Origin of the sequence: Mycolicibacterium brisbanense (assembly GCF_001570425.1) — a bacterium.
In the GTDB taxonomy this organism is placed as follows: Bacteria; Actinomycetota; Actinomycetes; order Mycobacteriales; family Mycobacteriaceae; genus Mycobacterium; species Mycobacterium brisbanense.
This window is the reverse complement of record NZ_BCSX01000053.1, coordinates 14412-34707: the sequence shown is the minus strand read 5'-3', so window position 1 is coordinate 34707 and position 20296 is coordinate 14412. Positions and strand designations below refer to the sequence as shown.

Sequence of the window (20296 nt, the reverse complement as noted above, 5' to 3'; positions counted from 1 at the left end):
ATCGATCGAAGGCACCCACATGACCGTCCTGCCAGAAACCACGCCCGTGACCGTCCGTCGCAGCCCCGAATCGACGCCGCTGATCGATGCCGGCGATCTGCCGCCTGCCGGGCAGTTCATCGATGGCGCGTTCCGGCCGAGCACCTCTGAGGCCACCCTCGATGTGGTCGATCCCTGCCACGAGACCGTGCTCGCCCAAGTGCCCGACGGCACCGTCGCCGACGTCGAGGCGGCCGTGGCCGCGGCGCGCGCAGCCCAGCCCGCATGGGGTGCGCGCACCCCGAAGGAGCGTTCGCTGATCCTGCTGCAGATCGCCGACCGCGTCGCCGAGCACCACGATCTGCTGGTCAACCTGGAATCCGCCAACACCGGCAAGCCGTTCGAGGTGTCCGGCGACGATGTGGCCAGCACCATCGACACCTTCCGGTTCTTCGCCGGTGCGGCGCGGGCCACCACGTCGCAGGCCGCAGGCAACTACGCCGCCGACCATCTGTCGGTCATCGTCCGCGAGCCGCTCGGCGTGATCGGCGTCGTCACCCCGTGGAACTACCCGCTGCTGATGGCGGCGTGGAAGATCGCCCCGATCCTGGCCGCGGGAAACACCCTGGTGCTCAAGCCATCCGAGATCACGCCGCTGACCACCTTGAAGTTCGCCGAACTGGTCGCCGATCTGCTGCCCGCAGGCGTGCTCAACGTGGTCACCGGCACCGGCCCCGTCGTCGGCGCCGCATTGGCCGAGCACCCCGGCATCGACATGATCGCACTGACCGGGTCGGTCAAGAGCGGAAAAGCCGTGGCCCGCGCGGCCGCAGAGTCGCTCAAGCGGGTCCACCTCGAGCTCGGCGGCAAGGCACCGGTCGTCATCTTCGACGATGCCGACCTGCCCGCGGCGGCATCATCGATCCGCGCCGCGGGCTACTGGAACTCCGGGCAGGAATGCGGCGCCGGATGCCGCGTGCTGGTGCACGAGTCGGTCGCCGACGCATTCGTCGAGCATCTGGTCAAGGAGGTCAGCTCGTTCACGGTCGGTGAACCCGGCGCCGGTGACGACGTCGAGATCGGCCCGCTGGTATCGCGACCCCACTTCGACCGGGTCCGCGGCTACCTCGAGCGGGCCAAGGACGCGGGTATTCGTGCGGCAGTGGGTGGTTCGGCCCTCGAAGGACCCGGGTTCTTCATCGCGCCGACCGTGCTGGTCGGCCTCGACAGCGACGCCGAGGCCGCCCGCGAAGAGATCTTCGGCCCGGTCGTGACCGTCGAAACCTTCTCCGACGAAGACGAGGCCGTCAGCCGCGCCAATGCCACGACATACGGACTGTCGGCGTCGGTTTTCACCGAGAACGCCAAGCGCAGCCATGACATCGCCGGCAAGCTCGACGCGGGCACCGTCTGGGTCAACTCCCATCTGGTGCTGGCCACCGAAGCGCCCTGGGGCGGCTTCAAGGGCTCCGGATACGGACGCGACTTGTCGATCTACGCGCTCGACGACTACTCGCGCACCAAGCACGTCATGCACAACCACGGCCGCTGACTCGGAAGGTCTGCCCAACATGCCCACCCACAACTATGCCGTTCCCCCGATCAGCTACACCACCTACCAGCCGTGGACCAACTGGGGCGGGAACCAAACGTGCACACCGGCTTTCACCGTCGCACCGCGTGACGAACAGGAAGTGCTCGACGCCGTCCGGTTCGCGATCAAACAGAACCTGCCGGTCCGGGCGGTCGGCGCCGGCCACTCCTTCACACCGATCGTCACCACGGGCGGCATGCTGATCCAAACCGACGCCCTGACCGGGGTGACCGACGTCGACGTCGTGCGCAACCGGGTCCGCTTGCGCGGTGGCACCCGCATCAAGGACATCGGCGATCCGCTGTGGGACCGCGGGTTGTCGCTGACCAACCAGGGCGACATCGTCGAGCAGTCGATCTCCGGCGCACTGGCCACCGCGACCCACGGGTCCGGAATCCGGCAGACCAGCTTCTCCGGCCGGTTGCGCTGGGCGCGAATTGTCAACGGCCACGGCGAGATCGTCGAGGTCGGCGAGGACGATCTGAACACGCTGCTGGCCGCCCAGGTGGCGCTCGGCACGCTCGGCATCATGACCGAGGTCGAGTTGGAAGCCTCGCCGCGCTATCACCTCGCCGAGGAGGTCAGTTACCCGCACTGGGACGAGATCAAGGCGAACCTCGCCGAGAACGTCGCCAACCTGCGGCACTACTCCTTCCTGTGGTGCCAGACCGAAGAGTCTCCCGCGCTCTACGAGTTGCCCTGTCCCCCAGGGCTACCCATGACCAACCGGGCTTACCAGAAGATCTACCGGGAAGTCGAGATCACCGAGCCCGACGGCATCAGCACCACGCCCGGCGCGCGGGTGGACCGGTCCTACCGGATCTACGACATGGGTGGCATGACGCTGCCGTTCCACGAACTCGAGTACTACGTGCCGGCCGAGCACAGCCTCGATGCCATCGAGGCGTTGCAGCAGCTGATCCTCACGAAATACCCGAATGAGCTGTACCCGATCGAGGTTCGTTGGGTCGGACCCGAAGACGGTTACCTGTCGCCCTTCTACAAGCGTGAGACCAACGTGCTGTCGGTTTCGGGGCATCCGGGCACCGACTACTGGCCGTACCTGCGCGACGTCGATGCACTCCTGGAAGACTTCGACGCCCGCCAGCATTGGGGCAAGCTGCACTTCCTCACCCGGGACCGCATCGAGAAGCAGTACCCCGAATACGACAAGTTCGTCGCCGTACGCCGCGAATTCGATCCCAACGGCGTGTTCCTCAACGACAGCCTGCGTCAGCTCGTCGGCTGACCTGCTCCCCCATCGTCGAAAACCAAGGAATACCAACATTGTCCACTCCCAAGAGCTCCGACGACGAAATGCTCGCCGAGCTCGGCTATAAAGCCGAGCTCGACCGCTCGTGGTCGGGCTTTCACAACTTCGCCATCTCCTTCTCCGTCATCTCCATCCTCAGCGGCCCGTTCATCAGCTTCTTCATCGGCTGGAACAACGGTGGCCCGATGGCCATCAGCTGGGGCTGGCCCATCGTCAGCGCGCTGATCCTCATCGTGGGACTGTGCATGGGCGAACTGGTCTCGGCCATGCCCACGTCGGGCGGCATGTATTTCTGGGCCGCAAAACTGGGCTCGTTGCGCTCCAGTTATTTCACCGGCTGGCTGGATTTCCTCGGCCTGCTGGCCATCGTGGCCGCAGTGTCCTACGGCGCAGCCAGTTTCATCGACATCACGATCTCCGCCTACAGCCCCGCCTGGGCCACAGGCTATTCGCTGACGCGCGTGTTCCTGATCTTCATCGGGGTGCTCGTCATCGTCACCCTGCTCTCGATCTTCTCCAGCCACCTGCTGGCCGTCTTCAACAGCATATCGGTGTGGTGGCACGTCGTGGGCGTCGCGGCCGTCATCGCGATCCTGATCGTCATCCCCGACCACCACGCCAGCGTCTCGGAGGTCTTCACGCAGCGGATCAACAACACCGGCATGTTCGGTGGCAGCACGTCGAATCTCGGGTTCCTGTTCCTGGTGCTGCCGTTGTCGATGATCCTGCCCCAGTTCACCGTCACCGGATATGACGCGTCGTGCCACATGTCAGAGGAGACCGTCGGCGCGGCGGGTTCGGCGGCCAAGGGCATCTGGCAGGCCATCCTGTATTCGGCGATCGGCGGATGGATCCTGCTGCTGAGTTTCCTGTTCGCCGTGCAGGATCCGGCCGCGGTCAGTGCGGGCGGTGGTTCGGTGGTGACGGTACTCAACCAAGCGCTGGGCGCCCCGTGGATCGGCATCGTTCTGGTGATATCGACTGTCGGCCAGTGCTTCTGCGCCATGGCCTGCATGACCTCGACCACCCGGATGCTGTTCGCGTTCAGCCGTGACGGCGCCGTCCCCGGTGCCCGGTTCTGGACACGGCTGAACAGCAAGAACGTACCGATCTACAGCGTGGCCCTGGTCGCCGTGCTGGCCATCGTGCTGACCCTGCCCGCACTGGTCGAGGTCGACGTCAACGGGGCACCGGTGCCGGTGGCCTTCAACGCCGTCGTCTCGATCGGTGTCGTCGGGCTCTACCTGGCCTTTGCGATTCCGATCTACCAGCGCTGGCGCAAGGGATCCGCCTTCAAGGCCGGCAGCTGGAATCTGGGCCGGAAGTACAAGTGGCTGTGCGCGATCGCCGTCGTCGAGATCGGGATCACCACCGTGATCGCCATGCTGCCCACCTCGTCGGGCGGTGTGCCGTGGAACGCGAGCTTCGAGTGGAAGTACCTCAACTACACCCCGTTGGTCGTCGGCGGCACCTTGCTCGCGCTGTGGCTGGCCTGGCAGTTGCGTGTCAAGCACACCTACACCGGTCCGCGCAGCACCATCAACCTGCCTGCCGGAGTGGGCTCGGCTGACGAACTGGAATTCGAACACGAAGGACACCATCCCGGCCACCACGAGACACCCGCCGGCGCGAAGACACCCGTCGGGCCGTGGGAATGAGAGCCGGCCGTTGACGAGGCCACCGGCCACACCCCGCCGGGCGCCGTCCCGGCGGGGTCGCTGGTGTTAGCCTGCGGCTACGAGGACGGTGAGTGAGCACGATGGCTGAAGCAGAAGACGATCTGCCTGCGCTGCTGGATCGCGTCGCAGGGGTGGTCGGAACCCGCATGGACGAGCTGTTCGAGCTCGTCGAGATCGTGCACCGGCGCGTCGGCGAGATCATCGACGGGTTCGCCGAGCGTCACCGCGCTCCCGACCGGGCCGCCCTGGCATCGGTGAGACCGCTGCTGCAGGAACTACTCGCCGCCGACCAGCCACTGCTCGAAGGCTTCGACATGGCGTTCGGGTCGGACACCTTGAGCGACGCCACCCGGTGGCTCGAGTGCTGGCGCCGTGACGCCGACGGCAACTCCTACTTCGTCAAACACATCCTCAACCCCGACGCCGTCGGCTTCTACGATTACCAATCGCACGACTGGTTCACCGCTCCCATCGCCGCGGGCCACCCCGTCACCACCGGGCCCTACATCGACGTCGGTGGAATCGACGTCTGCACAATCACTTTGGGTATTCCCCTGAAGGCCGCCTCCGGTGGCACAGCCGTCATCGGCGCCGATCTGTCGATCCCCGGGCTGGAGGCTCTGCTGTTGCGGACCTTGAACACGCGGCGTCACCAGGTGGTGCTGCTGGCCGCCAACGAGCGCGTCGTGGTGTCCAACAGTGCGCGCCATGTCACGGGATCGCGACTGCGGCTGGCGGATTCGGAACGCATCGTGCACACCGTGCCGGTTCGCTCACGGGATCCCGAGCGGCTGCCCTGGCGGATCGTGGCGCTGTCATGACGCAGGCAGCCCAACCCTTCGGCGTCACAACGCCTTCCGACGCCACGCGCGGCAGTTCGTTCTCCCTTGTCGCGCAGCTGCGCACCAATGAGGCCAGCGGCGCCGACCGCGCCGATCAGATCGCCCATCAACTGGAGACTGCGATCGCCGTGGGACTCATCGGCTATGGCGAAATGCTGCCCGCCGAACGGGAACTCGCCGCGCAGTTCGGGGTGGCCGTGCTCACCCTGCGCGCCGCCCTGGCGTCCCTGCGCGACCGGGGCTTCATCCAGACCCGGCGCGGCCGCGGTGGCGGCAGCGTGGTGTGCGACGCCGGTGTCGTCACCGAGACCGAACGCCGTCGCCGGCTGCGCGAACGCAGCACCGAGGATCTCCGCGATCTTGGCGACCTGGCGGACAGCATCGCGACGACCGCCGCGCGGCTGGCCGCGGCCCGCTCCGACCACGCCGACCAGACCCGGCTGCAGAACCTGGCCGACAGCTTCCGGTCGGCCACCAGCCCGCAGGACCGACGTAAGGCCGACAGCCGCTTCCACATCGGCCTGGCGGTGGCCGCCCAGTCGAATCGGCTCACGACGGCCACCGTGCAGGTTCAGGGCGAAATGGCGCCGCTGTTGTGGGCGTCAGATCCGGCAGGACAGCTCTTCGAATTCGAGCAGGCCGAGCGCGACCACGCCGCGATCCTGGAGGCGATCGTGCGCGGCGACGAAACCGCGGCCGAGGCAGCGGCGCTGCAGCATTGCCTGCACGAGACCGAAGCCATGATCAACACCCACCTAGATCTCGTGATGGGCGAACCGGACTCGTGACACCCGGCTCGGATCTCACCTCGCCCCCAGCCCGTGCAATGAGTGCAGCGAATGTCGGAGATTCACGAGATGGAGCGACTTCGGCGCTGACAGCCGCGGACTCGCGGCCGTGTCATGGTGGCGCGTCACGGCGCCCACGATTTTCTTGACCCTTTCTGCTCCCGAGGTCTGACGCTTGGGAGTCTTGGACGTCCCTGCCTTCTCTGTTTTGTCCGACGTGTCGGCACGCAGGGCGGCCACCGGGTTGGGCGCGGTCTTCGCGATCCTCGCGGTGGTCTGCGGCGCGATGCCTCCCGGCGGCGGGGTCAACTTCTGCAGTGCCCCACCGATATCCGACGCGATCCGGGATGCGGTGTTCACCACGGCCAGGAACGCCGCCTGTCCAACCGCGGCCAGCGCCTTGTGCGCTGGGGACCATGTGGACGTCGTATATGCCGAATCGATCATCCGCTTGAGGGGAACCTGCACCGCCTCAAGCAGTTGCTCGTTGACCCCCAGACTCTGCAGTGGGCGCAGGATCGGCAGTAACCCGGTGTACGGGATGAGGTAGGTCGTGGTCGTCCCGCCCATCGAATTGGTCGTGGTGGTGATGTCGGAGGCGGGAATCGTGCTCAGGTCCACCCCGTAGTTGACTTGGTTGTGCAGATAAACGGCACCCAGGATGGCGTTGACGTCCGCGAGGATGTTCAGCTGATTGGCCGGCCAGTCGGCGATTCCGTCGTACTGACGGTTGATGATCACCGTGTTGTACGGCGTTTGCGGAGCAGCGACGAAGGTGATGCCCGGTAGCTGCAGGCCCGCGTCGCGGCCCATGATGCCGGTCGGACTGGTCGGGTCGGCGAGCCGGACGAACGTGATGTCGGTGTTCGCAGGCGGATTGGCGAGCAGGGCCTGCTCTTCCACACTGAGGACCACATCGCCCTGGGACACACCGATGACCTGGATGGGCTCGCCCGGCGGGACCGCCCGGATCGCCGCGTCCAGCGCGGTAACCCCTTGTGCGACAGAGGGATCCAGCGCGATGGTGCCCTCGAACGGATACAACGACGCCGGGTAACCGATCTGGTAGGCGGTACTGGCGAACTGCGTGACGGCCGGACCCATCCATGCCAGGCTCACCGTCCCGGCCTGTTGCGGAGACGGCGAGGTGCCGGGTACATACAGCGTTGTGGTGGCCTGCGCCGTGATGGACCCACATGTTGCAAGAGCAAATACCACGGAAGTGACGATGCCGGCCCTGGCCACCGCGTGTTGATCGACGAGTCGCCCAGCGCAGCATGGCGCGGCGGATCCGGAAGCAGGCAGCACACATCGCGTCATATCCCCGACCTCCAGGGCCATAGCAAACTATTTGCCGTCCCCGTCAAAAGATACATGCACAGCTGCATCTATTCAATGGATTCCGCATGCCGCGCTGCGCGGTTCTTTGCGATCGCGCAGATCGTCAACTGCCGGATGGACTCTCGAACACCCGCGGCGCGGCCGTCACCAAGACTCGGCAGGCGCGCTGCCATCGCCGCTTGGCCCGGGTGGCATCGCCGTCGACGAAGCTGGCGATGAGGATTCCGCGCAGGGTGTCCATCGCCGTGAAAACGAAGTCGCCCAGTTCTTTCGACGCCGAAGCCGCCGCGGGCAGCACGTGTTCGGCGGCGGCGATCAGCGCGGTGTTCACGATCGGTTCGACCTTCTCGATCTCGCGGGCGAGCACGCGGTCGGTGCGCGCCGCCACCCAGAGTTCGACGGTCGCCGCGAACAACGGCCCCCGATGCAATTCCCAGAGGTAGTCCAGCAACGAGGTGTAGAAGTCTGCCCGCGGATCGAAACGGTCCACCTCGTCCATCACGGCCTGGGCGCGCAACTGCGCGAGACGCTCGATCGCGGCCACCACCATGTCGGACTTGGCGCGGAAGTGATGCAGCTGCGCTCCGCGGGTGAGCCCAGCGACCTCGGCGATCCTCGGCGTGGTGGTGGCCGAGTAGCCGTAGGTCATGAGGCATTCGATGGTCGCGTCGAGCAACCGCGCGCGAGTCGTCGCACTGCGTTCGGCCTGGGTGCGCCGGCCGCCGGATGCGCCGACGTTCGGCTCGTCGGTCATGCTCGAGCTCTCATTGTGGAATAGCTGGACGTCGCCACGCTATATCACCAAGCCGGTCATCCGACTGCGATCGACCGGGCTTCCGAGGAACGCTGTCCGGCCGACGGCCGGACAAAACGAAACTATAAGGGTGGTCCCGGCTGGGTTCGAACCAGCGACCTTCCGCGTGTGAGGCGGACGCTCTCCCACTGAGCTACGAGACCGGGGAACGACGTGGAACATTAGCACGGCTTCCCGGCGTAACCAGAATCGCCACTTCAGCGCGCCCGGTCAATCGTTGGTCAGACGGCGGCTACGCGGCCGACGCGTCCCATCCATGATCCGCCCCGGCTCGAGACCGCCACGTGAGTGAACTCACACCACTCCCGCCCCACATGCAACAGCTCCGAGCGCGCTCCCTCATCGGCCGCATCGACCCCGCAATGGGCGCCTCCGGACCGTGCCTCTGCGCGACTGCCCGGCGGGACACCGCGGTGGCCCACGGATTTTCGGTTTTCACCGGAGGCTCGCGACCTGTTCTGAAACACTGATTTTGGGTGGCCTTTCCCCTCCCGTAATGGGGATTTGTGTCTGCGCGCCTCCGTGCACTAATGTTCTGCATCGCGACGGGCGACGATCTCGCCCGTGGCGCGCGGATGTAGCGCAGTTGGTAGCGCATCACCTTGCCAAGGTGAGGGTCGCGGGTTCGAATCCCGTCATCCGCTCGAAGGTGCAGTGGCATCAACCCTAGCGGTGGAGTGGCCGAGTGGTGAGGCAACGGCCTGCAAAGCCGTGCACGCGGGTTCGATTCCCGTCTCCACCTCCAACAGTTTCAACTCGCGCGATTAGCTCAGCGGGAGAGCGCTTCCCTGACACGGAAGAGGTCACTGGTTCAATCCCAGTATCGCGCACCACAATTGGTACAGATGAGGCCCGGCGTCCGCCGGGCCTTTGTCGTTGGGAGGCCGTCGAATCCCCTGTTGCCCAACAGGCTTCGGCGCTCGAAAAACCTAGAGAAGCTTCCGCCGCACACGTGTGACCGATCCGTGGAACGTTAGAGTCACATGTGTGCCCAGGATCACCGCCGCTTCTGTCGAGGAGCACCGCGAGCTGGTCCAACAGCGTGTCTTCGATGCCTTCGCCACGTTGATGGCCGATCACAGTTTCGACGCCATCACCATGGCCAAGCTTGCCGCTGCCGCCGGGATCGGGCGCACCGCGATCTACCACCACTTCGCGGACAAGGAAGCGGTGGTCGTCGCGTTCGCGTCCCACGAGACGAATCGTTATCTCGACGGGCTGCGCGCCGCGCTCACCGACGTCGACGATCCGGCCGACCGGTTGGCGGTGTTCATCCGGCACCAACTCGATGCCGGCCAGCAGTTCCACATGGGGTTCGGGCCCCAGCTGTACGGGACCCTGTCCACCGCCACGATGCTGGCGATCCGGGAACACGTGGTGGCCGTCGAAGACGTGTTGCGCGGGATCCTGGCCGACGGCGTCGCTGCGGGCCGGTTCGCCGTCGACGACGAGTCCGCCACCATCTCGCTGATCCACGCGTGCCTTGCGCCCCGGCATCTGCCGACGGACGCGATCGAGAGCTTCATTCTGCGTGCGGTGAGCGCGCGGACGTAGACCCCCGCCCGCGGGCGTGCGATGCTATTTTTCTGACACATTGTCGACATCATGTTGACAACCTGTCGCCAAAACCTGGAGCACAGCATGCCGCCGAGCACCACCGTCGCATCCGAGATCGACCGATCGCTCTCAGTCGCCATGCGCGAGGGCTCGCGGGCCGAACACGATGCCGCGGAGCACTCGTCGTTCATGGCCGAGCTGCTGCGCGGACGGGTGAACGCTCAGGGCTACGTGGACTATCTGCTGCGGTTGCGTGCGGTGTACTGCACCCTGGAAACCGTTGTGCGGGCCCGCAGCAACGATCCACTGGTCGCCGCGGTGTACGACCCGGCATTGGAGCGGCTGGCGGCGCTCGACGCGGATCTGGAGCGTTGGGCGCCACACACTGCGGGTGAGGTCGACTCCCCCGCCACACGGGACTACTGCGCGAGGCTCGCCGCCGCGGATTGGGGTGGCGCCGTGGTGGCTCACCATTACACCCGCTATCTCGGCGACCTTTCCGGCGGGCAGGCCGTCGGCCGGATACTCGACCGCTGCTTCGATCTGGCCGGCGCCGGTCTGGCGTTCTATGCGTTCCCGATGCGCGCCAAGCCGTACAAGGACGCCTACCGCTCCCGGCTCGACGGGCTGAGCCTTGACGATGACGCCATCGATCGCGTGGTCGACGAGGTCAAGGTGGCGTTCAGTCTCAATCAGGCGGTGTTCGACGAGCTCACCGCGAACCTGGCGGACTACCGCCGCTAGGCGCCTCCCACCGATCGATCGGTACACCAGCGCACCCAGAAAATACTCAGATCAGCTAACCAAACATGTGCAGAGGAGATCGATGACCGCCCCGGTATGGATGGCGCTGCCGCCCGAAGTGCACTCGACGCTGATCAGCAGTGGGCCGGGGGCCGGATCACTGCTGGCAGCTGCGGCCGCGTGGAATGCCTTGAGTAGCGAGTACGCCTCGGCCGCAGCCGAACTCACGACCGTGGTGGGCACCGTGCGGGCCGGGGCCTGGCAGGGCCCGAGCGCCGAGCGGTATGCCGTCGCACATGCGCCCTATGCGGCCTGGCTGAGCCAGACGAGCGCGAACACCGCCGCGGTGGCCGCTCAGGCCGAGACGGCTGCCGCGTCGTACAGTGCGGCGCTGGCGGCCGTTCCGACGATGGCCGAGTTGGCCGCGAACCACGCGATGCACAGCGCGTTGGTGGCGACGAACTTCTTCGGCGTCAATACCATTCCCATCGCCCTCAACGAGGCCGATTACGTCCGGATGTGGATCCAGGCCGCCACAGCCATGACGGTGTATCAGGCCGGCGCGCAAACGGCTGTCGCAGCGGCACCGCCGACCACCGAGGCGCCGATGCTGCTCGCTCCCCCGCTCGCCCGCGCCTCGGCGACGGCTCTGCAGTTCGACGACCCGATCGAAGAATGGTTGTCGGGCTCCGAGCACTTCCTCAGCATGTACCGGGCGCTCAAGCAATTGGTCACCGATCCGGTCGGCACGATCTACCAGATCATCGTGGACTTCGCGACGAGCCCGTCGACCGCGATCACCACCTGGATGCCACTGCTCTACGTCTTCGCCTACGCCGCCACGTTCGCCCTCATGGGGACTCCGTTGTACGCGGCGATCATGGGCTCGGCGGCCTCGGTGGCGGTCCCGATCGCACTCGGCCTGTCCGGCCTCGTGCAGACCTACGACATGCCGGTCGACGAACCAGCCGCAGCCGTCACCGCCCAGCCGGCCGATCAGCCGAATGCCGTTGCGCTCACGGCGCCGTCGTCCACGGCTGTGGGCGGTGCCCCGAGCTCCGGCACCGCCCCGGTCGGGAGCGCGCCGGCGTCGGCTTCAGCACCGGCCCCCACACCCACCGGCAGCGAAGGCGCCGGGTACGCGGTCCGCGGCGACGGGCCGGGATGGGGCTTCGGGCCGTCCATCCGGCACGGCGCGTCGAGCCCGGCCTCAGCGCCGCTGGGCAGCTCCGCGGCCGCGTCGGCGGGTGTGGCGGCGGGTGTGGCGGCGGCCAACCGGGAGCGACACCGGGATCGTAAGCGGCGCAACGCAGGAGCCCAGGACCGCGGCTACCGCCACGAGTTCATGACAATGGACAACACCTTACCGCCACCGCCGGAAGCGAAGGCTGCCACGGCATCGCGCACCGGAGCCGGGCCGATGGGTTTCGCCGGCACGATCACCGGGTCAACACCCGCAGCACCGGCCGGTTTGACCAGTCTGGCGAATGAAACGCTCGGCAGCCCAACGGTTCCCATGATGCCCGCCGGCTGGGACACCGCTCGCGGTGACGCCGACACGCACGGGCAGACCTAACCAGCCAGTTCTCGCAACACCGAATCGGTTGTGTCCCAGTCCATGCACTTGTCGGTGACGGATTGCCCGTAGGTCAACGGACGGGCCTCGGGCGCTTGGGCGCCGGCGACGAGGAAGCTCTCCAGCATCACCCCGCTGATCGGGAGACCGTCGCGAACCAGTTGCGCCACCTCGCCGGCAACGACGGCCTGCCGCACATGATCCTTGCCGGAATTGGCGTGGCTGCAATCGATCACGATGCGGCCAGGCAGTCCTGCCGCGGTGAGCTTGGCCGCTGCGGCGGCCACGGAGTCGGCTCCGTAGTTCGGGCCGTCGGTGCCGCCGCGCAAGATCACGTGGCAGTCCTCGTTGCCCTCGGTGCTCACCACCGCACCGCGCCCCATGTCATCCATGCCGAAGAAGACGTGTTCGGCCGCAGCGGCTTTCACGCCCTCGACGGCGACCTGAATGTTTCCGTCGGTGCCGTTCTTGAACCCGACCGGCATCGACAGCCCGGACGCCAGCTGGCGGTGCACCTGGGATTCGGTGGTACGCGCGCCGATCGCACCCCAGGCCACCGCGTCGGCGATGTACTGCGGGCTGGTGGGCTCGAGGAATTCGCACCCGACCGGCAGTCCGATGTCGATGATGTCCAGCAGCAGCTTGCGAGCCACCCGCAGGCCGCGGGCCACGTCGAAGGTGCCGTCCATATCCGGATCGTTGATCAGGCCCTTCCAGCCGACCGTCGTACGCGGCTTCTCGAAGTAGACGCGCATGACGATCTTGAGCCGGTCACCGAGTTCGTCGGCCACCTTGACCAGTCGGCTCGCGTACTCGAGCGCCGCTGCGGGATCGTGCACCGAGCACGGGCCCACCACGACCAGAAGCCGGTCGTCGTGCCCGGCGAGGATCGCGGCGATCTCGTCGCGGTCGCGGGCCACCTTCTCGGCCCGGCGGGCGCCCAGCGGGAACTCGGTGAGTACATCGTGCGGGCTGGGTATCGCGCTGAAACTTCGGATCCGCCGGTCCGATGTCGCGGGCGGCGTGACGATCTGCGCGAAAGTCATTGTTGGGGTGCCTTCCTGGTGATGGGCACCTTCAGAACATCCGGCGCCCTTGAATGACGAAAGGCAGCAACCTCTTGGTCACTGCCTGGGCTCCGGGTGGATGCGTGCTTACCGCTGCGCTTTATCGGCTCCGCCCGGAGCCTTGATAAAGCGCCAATAGCCGACGCATACACCGATGTTCACGTCGGCCAGGCTACACGACCACCCGAACCCGTCGCCAGCCGCGTCAGACGTAGCGATTACGCCCGGCCTGCGCTCCGGCGACCATCTGCACCGAATAGACCACCAGCACCATGATCCACGGCACCGTCCAACCGGCGGTCATCTCGTGCAGCAGCCCGAACAGGAAGGGGCCTGTCGACGCGATGAGATACCCCAGGCCCTGAACCATCCCGGACAACCGGGCGGTGTCCTCGGCGTTGCGGGCCCGCAGCGCAATCACGGTGAGCCCCAACGAGAACACGCTCATCCCGATGCCGACCAGGACGCTCCACAGCAGCGGCGAGAACGCCGGATCGACGAGCAGGCCGACCATGCCGATGAAACCGAGCACCCCCAGTCCGACGATCCATCCGCTCTGACTCTTCTGACGCGCGGCCAGCGGCGGAATGATCAGGCTGATCGGCACGGCCAGCACCGAGACCAGGCCCAGCAGCAGGCCGGCGTCGCTCTTGCTGACGCCGTTGTCGATGAAGACCTCGGGCAGCCAGCCCATCACGATGTAGGCCAGGAACGCCTGGCAACCGAAGAACAGGGTCACGGTCCAGGCCAGCGGGCTGCGTAGCAGCGAGCGGCCGCGGTTCTGACCGGCCGGGGCGGCGGCACGGGCGCCACGGATGGCACGCGAGGCAGGCACCCAGAGCAGCAGCGCGAGCAGCGCCAGCAGAACCCAGCTACCCACGGCCGGGCGCCACCCGCCGAGCACCGGTTCCAGCGGCGGGGTGATGGCCGAGCCCAGCGCCCCGCCACCCTGCAGGGCGGCGGTGTAGACGCCGGTCATCAGACCGATCTGGGCCGGGAAGGAACCTTTGATGACGACTGGGATGAGCACGTTGACCAGGGCGATTCCGGCACTGGCGACCAGCGTGCCGCCGATGACGACGTACTGGCCGTCCAGCACGCGCACCACAAGGCCGACGCTGAGGACGACCAGTGCCAACGAGATCGCATTACCGAGCCCGACGCGGCGCGCCAGCCACGGCGCGGCCATCCCGGCGGCGGCGAAGCACAGCACGGGCAGCGTGGTCAGGGCGCCGGCCCAGATGGCCGAGGCGCCCAGCGCCGCACGCATCTCACCCAGCAGCGGGCCGACGCTGGTGATCGCCGGCCGCAGGTTCAGCGCCGTGAGGACCACGGCGACGACCAGCAGTGCCCCGCCTGCGGCCATCGCGGCAGGACGGATCTCCACCGCGCCGTCGAGTTCGAGTTCGAGATCGTGCTCATAGGTATGTGGCGGATTGCTCTGTACGTTCTGAGTCACTCGGCTATGATGACATACATCCCATGATTGGATGAAAGGGTTTTCACGTGCCGCTTGTCACAACCCGGCGAACCGGCCTGGTCGACCAGGTGATCGAGCAGCTGCGCGCCTCCGTCAGCTCCGGAGAATGGCCGGTCAACACGAAGATCCCCACCGAACCCGAACTCGTGGAGGCGTTGGGCGTCGGTCGCAACACCGTCCGCGAGGCGATTCGCGCCCTCGCCCACAACGGCATCTTCGAGGTCCGCCAGGGTGACGGCACCTATGTGCGCGCCACCAGCGAAGTTTCCGGCGCACTACGCAGGCTGTGCGGATCCGAGCTACGCGAGGTACTGCAGGTCCGGCGCTGCCTTGAGGTCGAAGGAGCGCGGCTGGCGGCCACGGCCCGCACCGAGCACGACATGGTCGAACTGCGCGCCCTGCTGGGCCGGCGCAACAGCGCATCCGACGACGACTTCGCGCATGTGGATACCGAATTCCACCTCGCCGTGGTGCGCGCGTCCCACAACACCGTGCTCATCGAGCTCTACCGCGGGCTCACCGAGGCGATCCTGGCCAGCGTCGCCGCCACGAGTCGCACCCCACACGCCCGCTCCATTCCGCACGACGGGCTGGTCGAGGCCATCGCCGCGGGTGAGGTCGACCGCGCAGGCGACGAGGCCAGCGGTTTCCTCGACGAGCTGCTGGCACAGGTGCCGGCTCAGGACTGCTGAGAGCCGGTCAGAAGGGCGAATCGTCGGCGGGCGAATGAATGATCGGCAACCGCAACAGCAACCGCGCCCCGCCGATCGGACTGGCCTCCAAAGACGCTGTGCCACCGTGTAATTCAGCTTGCTGAGCAACGAGCGCCAAGCCCAGCCCCGAGCCGGAGCGCGACGCCGTCGTCCCCCGTGCGAAGCGCCCGAACACCTCGGTCCGTTCGGCCTCCGGCACACCGGATCCGTTGTCGTCGACCACGATCTGCACGTCGTCGGCGGAACGCACTGCGCTGAGCCGGATTTCCGTGGCACCACCATGCTTGACGGCGTTGGCGATGGCGTTGTCGATCACCAGCCGCAGACCGGCCGGCATGCCTTGGATCAACACCGTCGGTGACGGCATCAGGGTCGCGCGCAGGCCCGGATAGACCCGCAGGGCGTCATGCGCAGCGCGGTCCAGCAACTCGGTGACGTCCACGGGCACGAAGTCCTCGACCGTGGTCAGCTCGCCTTGGGCCAAGCGTTCCAGCGCGGTGAGCGTGGCCTCGATGCGGCTCTGCGTGCGCATCACGTCGCCGATCACCTCGTGGCGCTGCTCAGGGGTCATGTCCAGGGTGTAGAGCACTTCGAGGTTGGTCCGCATGGCGGTCAGCGGGGTGCGCAGTTCATGCGATGCGACGGCGGCGAAATCGCGGGCCGATTCGAGGGCGGCCTTGGTGCGTTGCTGTTCGTTGCCGATGCGATCGAGCATGCCCTCCACGGCCTCGGCGATCTCGACGGCCTCGCGTACGCCACGGACCTGCACCTCGTCGGGCTTCGACTGGGCGTTGATGGCACGCGCCTGCTGTGCGAGCAGCCGGAACGGCGTGATCATCACCAGCGAGATCATCCAGCCGACCACGACGGTGCCTCCGATGACGCCGGCACAGATCAGGATCACCCGCAGGTGCAGTTCGTCGATGCGGCGCTGGGTCTCGGCCAGCGGAGCGCCGAGGGCGATGGACGCCGGGCCCGCTGTGAAGGTACGGACGCGGTACTCGACCCCGTCGATGGTGGTGTTGGCGTAGCCGTTCTCCAACTGCGGCAACACGATATTGCTGGGCACCGAGACGGTGACCCCACCGATGTGCGCGGTGCGCACCAAGCCTCCGCCGTTGGGCGCGGACGTGTCGTCCCCGGCCTGCCGGGGACTGTTCAGCAGCGTGCTCAGGTCCCCCAGGCTGCTCAGCGAATCCAGCCGGCGGTCCAGCTGGCTGTACTGATCGTTGGTCACACCGAGCCACACCCAGGTGCCGAGGGTGAGGACCAGGATCACCACGGAAAGCGCCGCGACGATCACGATGCTGCGCAGCGACAACACTCGCATCACCGGCCGAAGGATCGGCCGGAGCAGCTGGATCACGCGGTCTTCGAAGTTCATCGGCGCTTATCTTGCCCGATCACCGGCTCGCTTCACCCATCCATCGATCCGCGCCGTGCGTCAACCCACGGTTGACGCACGGCGATCGTCAACCTAGAGTTGACGCTATGAGCGAGTCCCTCAAGATCACCAACCCCGTCCGCCTCGACGACCTCATTCACGCCATCAAGCAGGCGCATTCCGAACCCCTCGAACAGCTCACCGACGCCGTGATCGCCGCAGACGCGCTCGGCGAGATCTCCGATCACCTCATCGGCCACTTCGTCGACCAAGCCCGCCGCTCAGGGGCGTCCTGGACCGACATCGGCAAGTGCATGGGCGTCACCAAGCAGGCCGCGCAGAAGCGCTTCGTACCCAAAGTCCCGGACTTCGATCCGGCCGCACTGGACCCCAATGCCGGGTTCGGACGGTTCACCCCGCGAGCCCGCAACGTCGTCGTCGCCTCCCAGAACGCCGCCCACGCGGCAGGCAACGCCGAGATCACCGCCGACCATCTGCTGCTCGCACTGTTCAGCGAGCCCGACGGACTGGCCGCCAAACTGTTGGCCGGCCAGGGCGTCGACGCCGACGCGGTCCGCAACATCGTCACCCTGCCGCCAAGGGTTCCCGAGGTGCCCGCCCTCATCCCGTTCAACTCAACCGCCAAGAAAGCGCTCGAGCTGACCTTCCGACAGGCACTTCGCTTGGGCCACAACTACATCGGCACCGAGCACATCCTGTTGGCGTTGTTCGAGGCGGAGCCCGAAGACGGCGCGCTGCACCGGCTGGGCGTGGACCCACAGCGGTTGGAAACCGATCTGGCCGCCGCGCTGGAGCCGTTCATCAGAAAGAACGGGAATGAATGAGACCGCCCAGCCGTAGCACTGGGCGTGAAGCTCAACGATGCCGCACGTGAACTCATCGGATCCGGCGCCGATGCCACCCTGGTCACCCTCAATCCGGACGGCAGCCCGCAGGTCACCCTGGTGTGGGTGGCCCTGCAGTCCACGCCCGACGGCGACGAGCTGGTGACCGCGCACCTCGCCGAGCACAAGAAGGTGCGCAACGTGCGACGTGATCCGCGGGTCGCGCTGACGATCATCGACCCCGGACATGTCGGTCAGGTGATGCGCCCGTACCTCGCGATCACCGGCACCGCCCGCGTCGTCGAGGGCGGCGCGCCCGAGCTGCTCAAGGACCTGGCGCAGGTCCTGGCCGCCCCGGACGCCGCATTTCCGCCTCCGGACGCCCCGGCCGGCTGGCTGACCCGCATCCGTATCGACAAGGTCGGCGGCGTGGGCCCCTGGGCGTCCTGACCGCCAACCTGCTGTAACACGTTCCAGTCTGTGCGATCATGCCTGGCATGTCTCGCTGGCTAGCGCTCCTGTTCTCCGCCGTTGCGACTGTCGCCGCGTTCGCCATCGCACCGGCCGCTGCCGCCGAGGACACCCCGATCGGCCAGATCGGCCAGACGCTGCGCGTCAACTTCAACGGCATCGTCGCCGACGTCACCGTGCACGACGTCCTCGCCAGCGATGTCCCGCCCGGCTGGGGCTGGAATGGTTCGCCACGGTGGCGCGCGCAAGGCAGCCCGTGGCGGGCGCCGGTGACCATCACGACCATCCAGGCGCCCAACCCGTACGCGATGGCGCTGGCGTTCACCTTCGACGGCGTCACGCCGTATGCGGACGCCTACGTGTCCAAGCACACCGACGCGCCCGACGCCCTGGAGAACGTGTTGCGCAACGCTCCGCCCGGAGCCACCGTCAACGGCGACGTGTACTGGGACGTCTACCGCGCCTTGGTCACCAACGTCGTGCTGATCAATCCGCAGACCGGCAAGCATCTGGCGCAGTGGAACCTCTGGCAGCCGGGCGCACCGCTGCCGTGACCGCGATGAGCAGGGGCGCGGTCGTCGTCCAGCAGGCCCGCCGCGCCGACCTGCCCGAGCTGGCGGCAGTCGCTGCCGCGACATTCCCGCTGGCCTGTCCCCCGTCGTCGACCCCGGAGAACATCGCGGCGTTCATCGCCGAGAATCTCTCCGAAGAGCGGTTCGGTGACTACCTCGGTGACCCGGAGCGGATCGTGCTCGTCGCCAGGGATGGAGAGGCAATCGCCGGGTACGCCATGCTGATTCGCGGTGTTCCCGACGACGACGATGTGCAGCGCGCCGTCGAACTACGGCCGGCCATCGAGCTGTCCAAGATCTATGTGCTGCCCGAGCGGCACGGCGCGGGTGCGGCCGCCGCGTTGATGGCAGAGGCGCTGCAGCTGGCCACAACGCAGGGCTTCCGCTCGGTGTGGCTGGGCGTCAACCAGAAAAACGAACGCGCCCAACGCTTTTACCGCAAACACGGCTTTGCCGTGAACGGCACCAAGACCTTTCGGCTCGGCGCAGGTGTCGAGAACGACTACGTGATGGTGCGGCCGGTCTGATCGGCCTGCTGGGCCGCGGCGGTCAGGGCGAGAAGGCGCGAGGTGGCCCGCAGATACTTCTTCCGGAACCCGCCGGCGAGCATCTCGGCGCTGAAGATCGTGTCCAGCTTGGTGCCCGAGGCCAGCACCGGGATGCCCGCGTCGTAGAGCCGGTCGGTCAGCGCCACCAAGCGCAGCGCCACGCTCTGATCGTCGATCGGGTGCACGCCGGTGATGAACACCTCGGATACGCCTTCGATCAGGGCCTGATAACGCGACGGATGCATGGTGGCCAGGTGTGCGCACAAGGCGTCGAAACCGTCGAGCGTGGCGCCGGGTTTGGCCTCCGCGCGGTCGGCCACCTGAGCGTCGGTCAGCGGTTCGGGGGCCGGCGGCAGATCGCGGTGCCGGTAGTCGGGTCCCTCGATGCGCACGGTCGTGAAGATCTGCGCCAACGTGTTGATCTCCCGCAGGAAGTCCTGCGCGGCGAAGCGACCCTCGCCGAGCTGCTCGGGCAACGTGTTGGAGGTCGCCGCGATCGATACGCCACGCTCGACCAGCGCCGAGAGCAGCCGCGAGATCAGCGTCGTGTTGCCCGGATCGTCGAGTTCGAACTCGTCGATGCAGACCACCACGTAGCCGGCCAGCAGGTCGATGCACTCGTTGTAGCCGAACACGCCCGCCAGCTGGGTCAGTTCACCGAACGTCGCGAACGCGGTGGGTGCCTGCCCCAGCGCGGACAGCGAGTAGTACGTCGACGCCAGCAGGTGGGTCTTGCCGACACCGAACCCGCCGTCGAGGTAGAGCCCCACACCGGGCAGCACCTCACGCTTGCCGAACAGCTTCTTCTTTCCGGCCCGCCGCACCGCGGCCTGCTCGCAGAACTGCCGGCACGACTGCACCGCCGCCGCCTGCGACGGTTCGGCCGGGTCTGGCCGGTAGGTCTCGAAGCTGACGTCGGCGAACGTCGGCGGTGGAATCAACTGCGCCACCAACCGCTCGGGCGTGACGGTGGGGTGCCGATCGGCAAGATGAGCGACGTCGCTGGACCCGTGCATGCAGGCAGCGTAA

At 67.0% G+C, this 20296-nt stretch carries 19 protein-coding genes and 4 tRNA genes; 16 read left to right on the top strand and 7 right to left on the bottom strand.

Features of this window, described 5'->3' with window-relative positions:
- The first annotated feature begins 19 nt into the window (after positions 1-19).
- The 5 genes from RMCB_RS30390 (at position 20) to RMCB_RS30370 (ending at position 6155) form a co-directional block, all read left to right on the top strand.
- Positions 20-1531 (top strand): aminobutyraldehyde dehydrogenase, encoded by a 1512-nt coding sequence (locus RMCB_RS30390; protein WP_062831720.1) that lies wholly within the window; start codon positions 20-22, stop codon positions 1529-1531.
- A gap of 19 nt (positions 1532-1550) precedes the next feature.
- Positions 1551-2822, top strand: coding sequence for a D-arabinono-1,4-lactone oxidase (locus RMCB_RS30385; RefSeq protein WP_062831719.1), 1272 nt, complete (start codon positions 1551-1553; stop codon positions 2820-2822).
- Positions 2823-2890: 68 nt separating this feature from the next.
- Positions 2891-4504 (top strand): amino acid permease, encoded by a 1614-nt coding sequence (locus tag RMCB_RS30380; protein WP_063979688.1) that lies wholly within the window; start codon positions 2891-2893, stop codon positions 4502-4504.
- A 101-nt stretch (positions 4505-4605) separates the two neighbouring features.
- Positions 4606-5346 carry a cache domain-containing protein gene (locus tag RMCB_RS30375; RefSeq protein ID WP_062831718.1) on the top strand — a complete coding sequence of 247 codons (741 nt, stop codon included), beginning with the start codon at positions 4606-4608 and terminating at the stop codon, positions 5344-5346.
- Positions 5343-6155, top strand: a complete 813-nt coding sequence (locus RMCB_RS30370) for a FadR/GntR family transcriptional regulator (RefSeq protein WP_062831717.1) — start codon at positions 5343-5345, stop codon at positions 6153-6155. Before RMCB_RS30375 ends, RMCB_RS30370 begins: the two co-directional genes overlap by 4 nt.
- A gap of 15 nt (positions 6156-6170) precedes the next feature.
- On the opposite strand, the gene RMCB_RS30365 is transcribed toward RMCB_RS30370, so the two are convergent.
- From RMCB_RS30365 to RMCB_RS30355, 3 genes are all read right to left on the bottom strand, one after another.
- Positions 6171-7373, bottom strand: coding sequence for a PE-PPE domain-containing protein (locus tag RMCB_RS30365; protein ID WP_165606348.1), 1203 nt, complete (start codon positions 7371-7373; stop codon positions 6171-6173).
- Positions 7374-7599: 226 nt separating this feature from the next.
- Entirely contained in the window at positions 7600-8250 is a 651-nt protein-coding gene (locus RMCB_RS30360; RefSeq protein WP_062831715.1) for a TetR/AcrR family transcriptional regulator, read from the bottom strand.
- Positions 8251-8381: 131 nt separating this feature from the next.
- Positions 8382-8453, bottom strand: a tRNA-Val gene (locus RMCB_RS30355).
- Positions 8454-8881: 428 nt separating this feature from the next.
- On the opposite strand from RMCB_RS30355, the gene RMCB_RS30350 reads away from it, so the two are divergent.
- From RMCB_RS30350 to RMCB_RS30325, 6 genes are all read left to right on the top strand, one after another.
- Positions 8882-8954: transfer RNA gene (locus RMCB_RS30350), tRNA-Gly, on the top strand.
- Positions 8955-8981: 27 nt separating this feature from the next.
- Positions 8982-9055 (top strand) — tRNA-Cys (locus RMCB_RS30345).
- 13 nt (positions 9056-9068) lie between these two features.
- Positions 9069-9143, top strand: a tRNA-Val gene (locus RMCB_RS30340).
- Positions 9144-9297: 154 nt separating this feature from the next.
- Positions 9298-9864, top strand: a complete 567-nt coding sequence (locus RMCB_RS30335) for a TetR/AcrR family transcriptional regulator (RefSeq protein ID WP_062831714.1) — start codon at positions 9298-9300, stop codon at positions 9862-9864.
- Between the two features lie 87 nt (positions 9865-9951).
- Entirely contained in the window at positions 9952-10611 is a 660-nt protein-coding gene (locus tag RMCB_RS30330; protein WP_062831713.1) for a biliverdin-producing heme oxygenase, read from the top strand.
- A gap of 82 nt (positions 10612-10693) precedes the next feature.
- Complete coding sequence (locus tag RMCB_RS30325; protein WP_062831712.1) at positions 10694-12187, top strand: PPE family protein; 1494 nt, start codon at positions 10694-10696, stop codon at positions 12185-12187.
- Here the strand turns inward: RMCB_RS30325 and RMCB_RS30320 are convergent.
- Positions 12184-13233: a 3-deoxy-7-phosphoheptulonate synthase gene (locus RMCB_RS30320; RefSeq protein WP_029373194.1), complete on the bottom strand. Its 1050-nt coding sequence runs from the start codon at positions 13231-13233 to the stop codon at positions 12184-12186. The genes RMCB_RS30325 and RMCB_RS30320 overlap by 4 nt on opposite strands.
- Positions 13234-13459: 226 nt before the next feature.
- Positions 13460-14713 (bottom strand): CynX/NimT family MFS transporter, encoded by a 1254-nt coding sequence (locus RMCB_RS30315; protein ID WP_062831711.1) that lies wholly within the window; start codon positions 14711-14713, stop codon positions 13460-13462.
- Between the two features lie 47 nt (positions 14714-14760).
- Here RMCB_RS30315 and RMCB_RS30310 point away from each other — a divergent pair, with 47 nt between their 5' ends.
- On the top strand, positions 14761-15426 hold the full coding sequence (locus tag RMCB_RS30310; RefSeq protein WP_029373192.1) for a FadR/GntR family transcriptional regulator: 666 nt from the start codon (positions 14761-14763) through the stop codon (positions 15424-15426).
- 7 nt (positions 15427-15433) lie between these two features.
- Here the strand turns inward: RMCB_RS30310 and RMCB_RS30305 are convergent, their stop codons facing one another.
- Positions 15434-16777: a sensor histidine kinase gene (locus tag RMCB_RS30305; protein WP_062831888.1), complete on the bottom strand. Its 1344-nt coding sequence runs from the start codon at positions 16775-16777 to the stop codon at positions 15434-15436.
- 161 nt (positions 16778-16938) lie between these two features.
- Here RMCB_RS30305 and RMCB_RS30300 point away from each other — a divergent pair, with 161 nt between their 5' ends.
- The 4 genes from RMCB_RS30300 to RMCB_RS30285 are packed head-to-tail and all read left to right on the top strand — an operon-like array spanning position 16939 to position 19246.
- Positions 16939-17676: a Clp protease N-terminal domain-containing protein gene (locus tag RMCB_RS30300; protein WP_062831710.1), complete on the top strand. Its 738-nt coding sequence runs from the start codon at positions 16939-16941 to the stop codon at positions 17674-17676.
- A 24-nt stretch (positions 17677-17700) separates the two neighbouring features.
- A complete protein-coding gene (locus RMCB_RS30295; RefSeq protein WP_062831709.1) occupies positions 17701-18126 on the top strand; it encodes a PPOX class F420-dependent oxidoreductase in 426 nt (141 codons plus the stop codon).
- A 47-nt stretch (positions 18127-18173) separates the two neighbouring features.
- Positions 18174-18701 carry a hypothetical protein gene (locus tag RMCB_RS30290; protein WP_062831708.1) on the top strand — a complete coding sequence of 176 codons (528 nt, stop codon included), beginning with the start codon at positions 18174-18176 and terminating at the stop codon, positions 18699-18701.
- A 5-nt stretch (positions 18702-18706) separates the two neighbouring features.
- Complete coding sequence (locus RMCB_RS30285; RefSeq protein ID WP_062831887.1) at positions 18707-19246, top strand: GNAT family N-acetyltransferase; 540 nt, start codon at positions 18707-18709, stop codon at positions 19244-19246.
- Here RMCB_RS30285 and zapE read toward each other — a convergent pair.
- On the bottom strand, positions 19222-20283 hold the full coding sequence (gene zapE / locus RMCB_RS30280; protein ID WP_029373186.1) for a cell division protein ZapE: 1062 nt from the start codon (positions 20281-20283) through the stop codon (positions 19222-19224). The two genes, RMCB_RS30285 and zapE, sit on opposite strands and share 25 nt — an antisense overlap.
- Positions 20284-20296 lie beyond the last annotated feature (13 nt).

Excerpts from the sequence above, each read along its gene's own strand:
- RMCB_RS30305 (WP_062831888.1), bottom strand. The coding sequence starts at position 16,777 with ATGCGAGTGTTGTCGCTGCGCAGCATCGTGATCGTCGCGGCGCTTTCC.
- RMCB_RS30325 (WP_062831712.1), top strand. The coding sequence starts at position 10,694 with ATGACCGCCCCGGTATGGATGGCGCTGCCGCCCGAAGTGCACTCGACG.
- zapE (WP_029373186.1), bottom strand. The coding sequence starts at position 20,283 with ATGCACGGGTCCAGCGACGTCGCTCATCTTGCCGATCGGCACCCCACC.
- RMCB_RS30370 (WP_062831717.1), top strand. The coding sequence starts at position 5,343 with ATGACGCAGGCAGCCCAACCCTTCGGCGTCACAACGCCTTCCGACGCC.
- RMCB_RS30290 (WP_062831708.1), top strand. The coding sequence starts at position 18,174 with ATGTCTCGCTGGCTAGCGCTCCTGTTCTCCGCCGTTGCGACTGTCGCC.
- RMCB_RS30285 (WP_062831887.1), top strand. The coding sequence starts at position 18,707 with ATGAGCAGGGGCGCGGTCGTCGTCCAGCAGGCCCGCCGCGCCGACCTG.
- RMCB_RS30360 (WP_062831715.1), bottom strand. The coding sequence starts at position 8,250 with ATGACCGACGAGCCGAACGTCGGCGCATCCGGCGGCCGGCGCACCCAG.
- RMCB_RS30375 (WP_062831718.1), top strand. The coding sequence starts at position 4,606 with ATGGCTGAAGCAGAAGACGATCTGCCTGCGCTGCTGGATCGCGTCGCA.
- RMCB_RS30300 (WP_062831710.1), top strand. The coding sequence starts at position 16,939 with ATGAGCGAGTCCCTCAAGATCACCAACCCCGTCCGCCTCGACGACCTC.
- RMCB_RS30390 (WP_062831720.1), top strand. The coding sequence starts at position 20 with ATGACCGTCCTGCCAGAAACCACGCCCGTGACCGTCCGTCGCAGCCCC.
- RMCB_RS30385 (WP_062831719.1), top strand. The coding sequence starts at position 1,551 with ATGCCCACCCACAACTATGCCGTTCCCCCGATCAGCTACACCACCTAC.
- RMCB_RS30330 (WP_062831713.1), top strand. The coding sequence starts at position 9,952 with ATGCCGCCGAGCACCACCGTCGCATCCGAGATCGACCGATCGCTCTCA.
- RMCB_RS30320 (WP_029373194.1), bottom strand. The coding sequence starts at position 13,233 with ATGACTTTCGCGCAGATCGTCACGCCGCCCGCGACATCGGACCGGCGG.
- RMCB_RS30380 (WP_063979688.1), top strand. The coding sequence starts at position 2,891 with ATGCTCGCCGAGCTCGGCTATAAAGCCGAGCTCGACCGCTCGTGGTCG.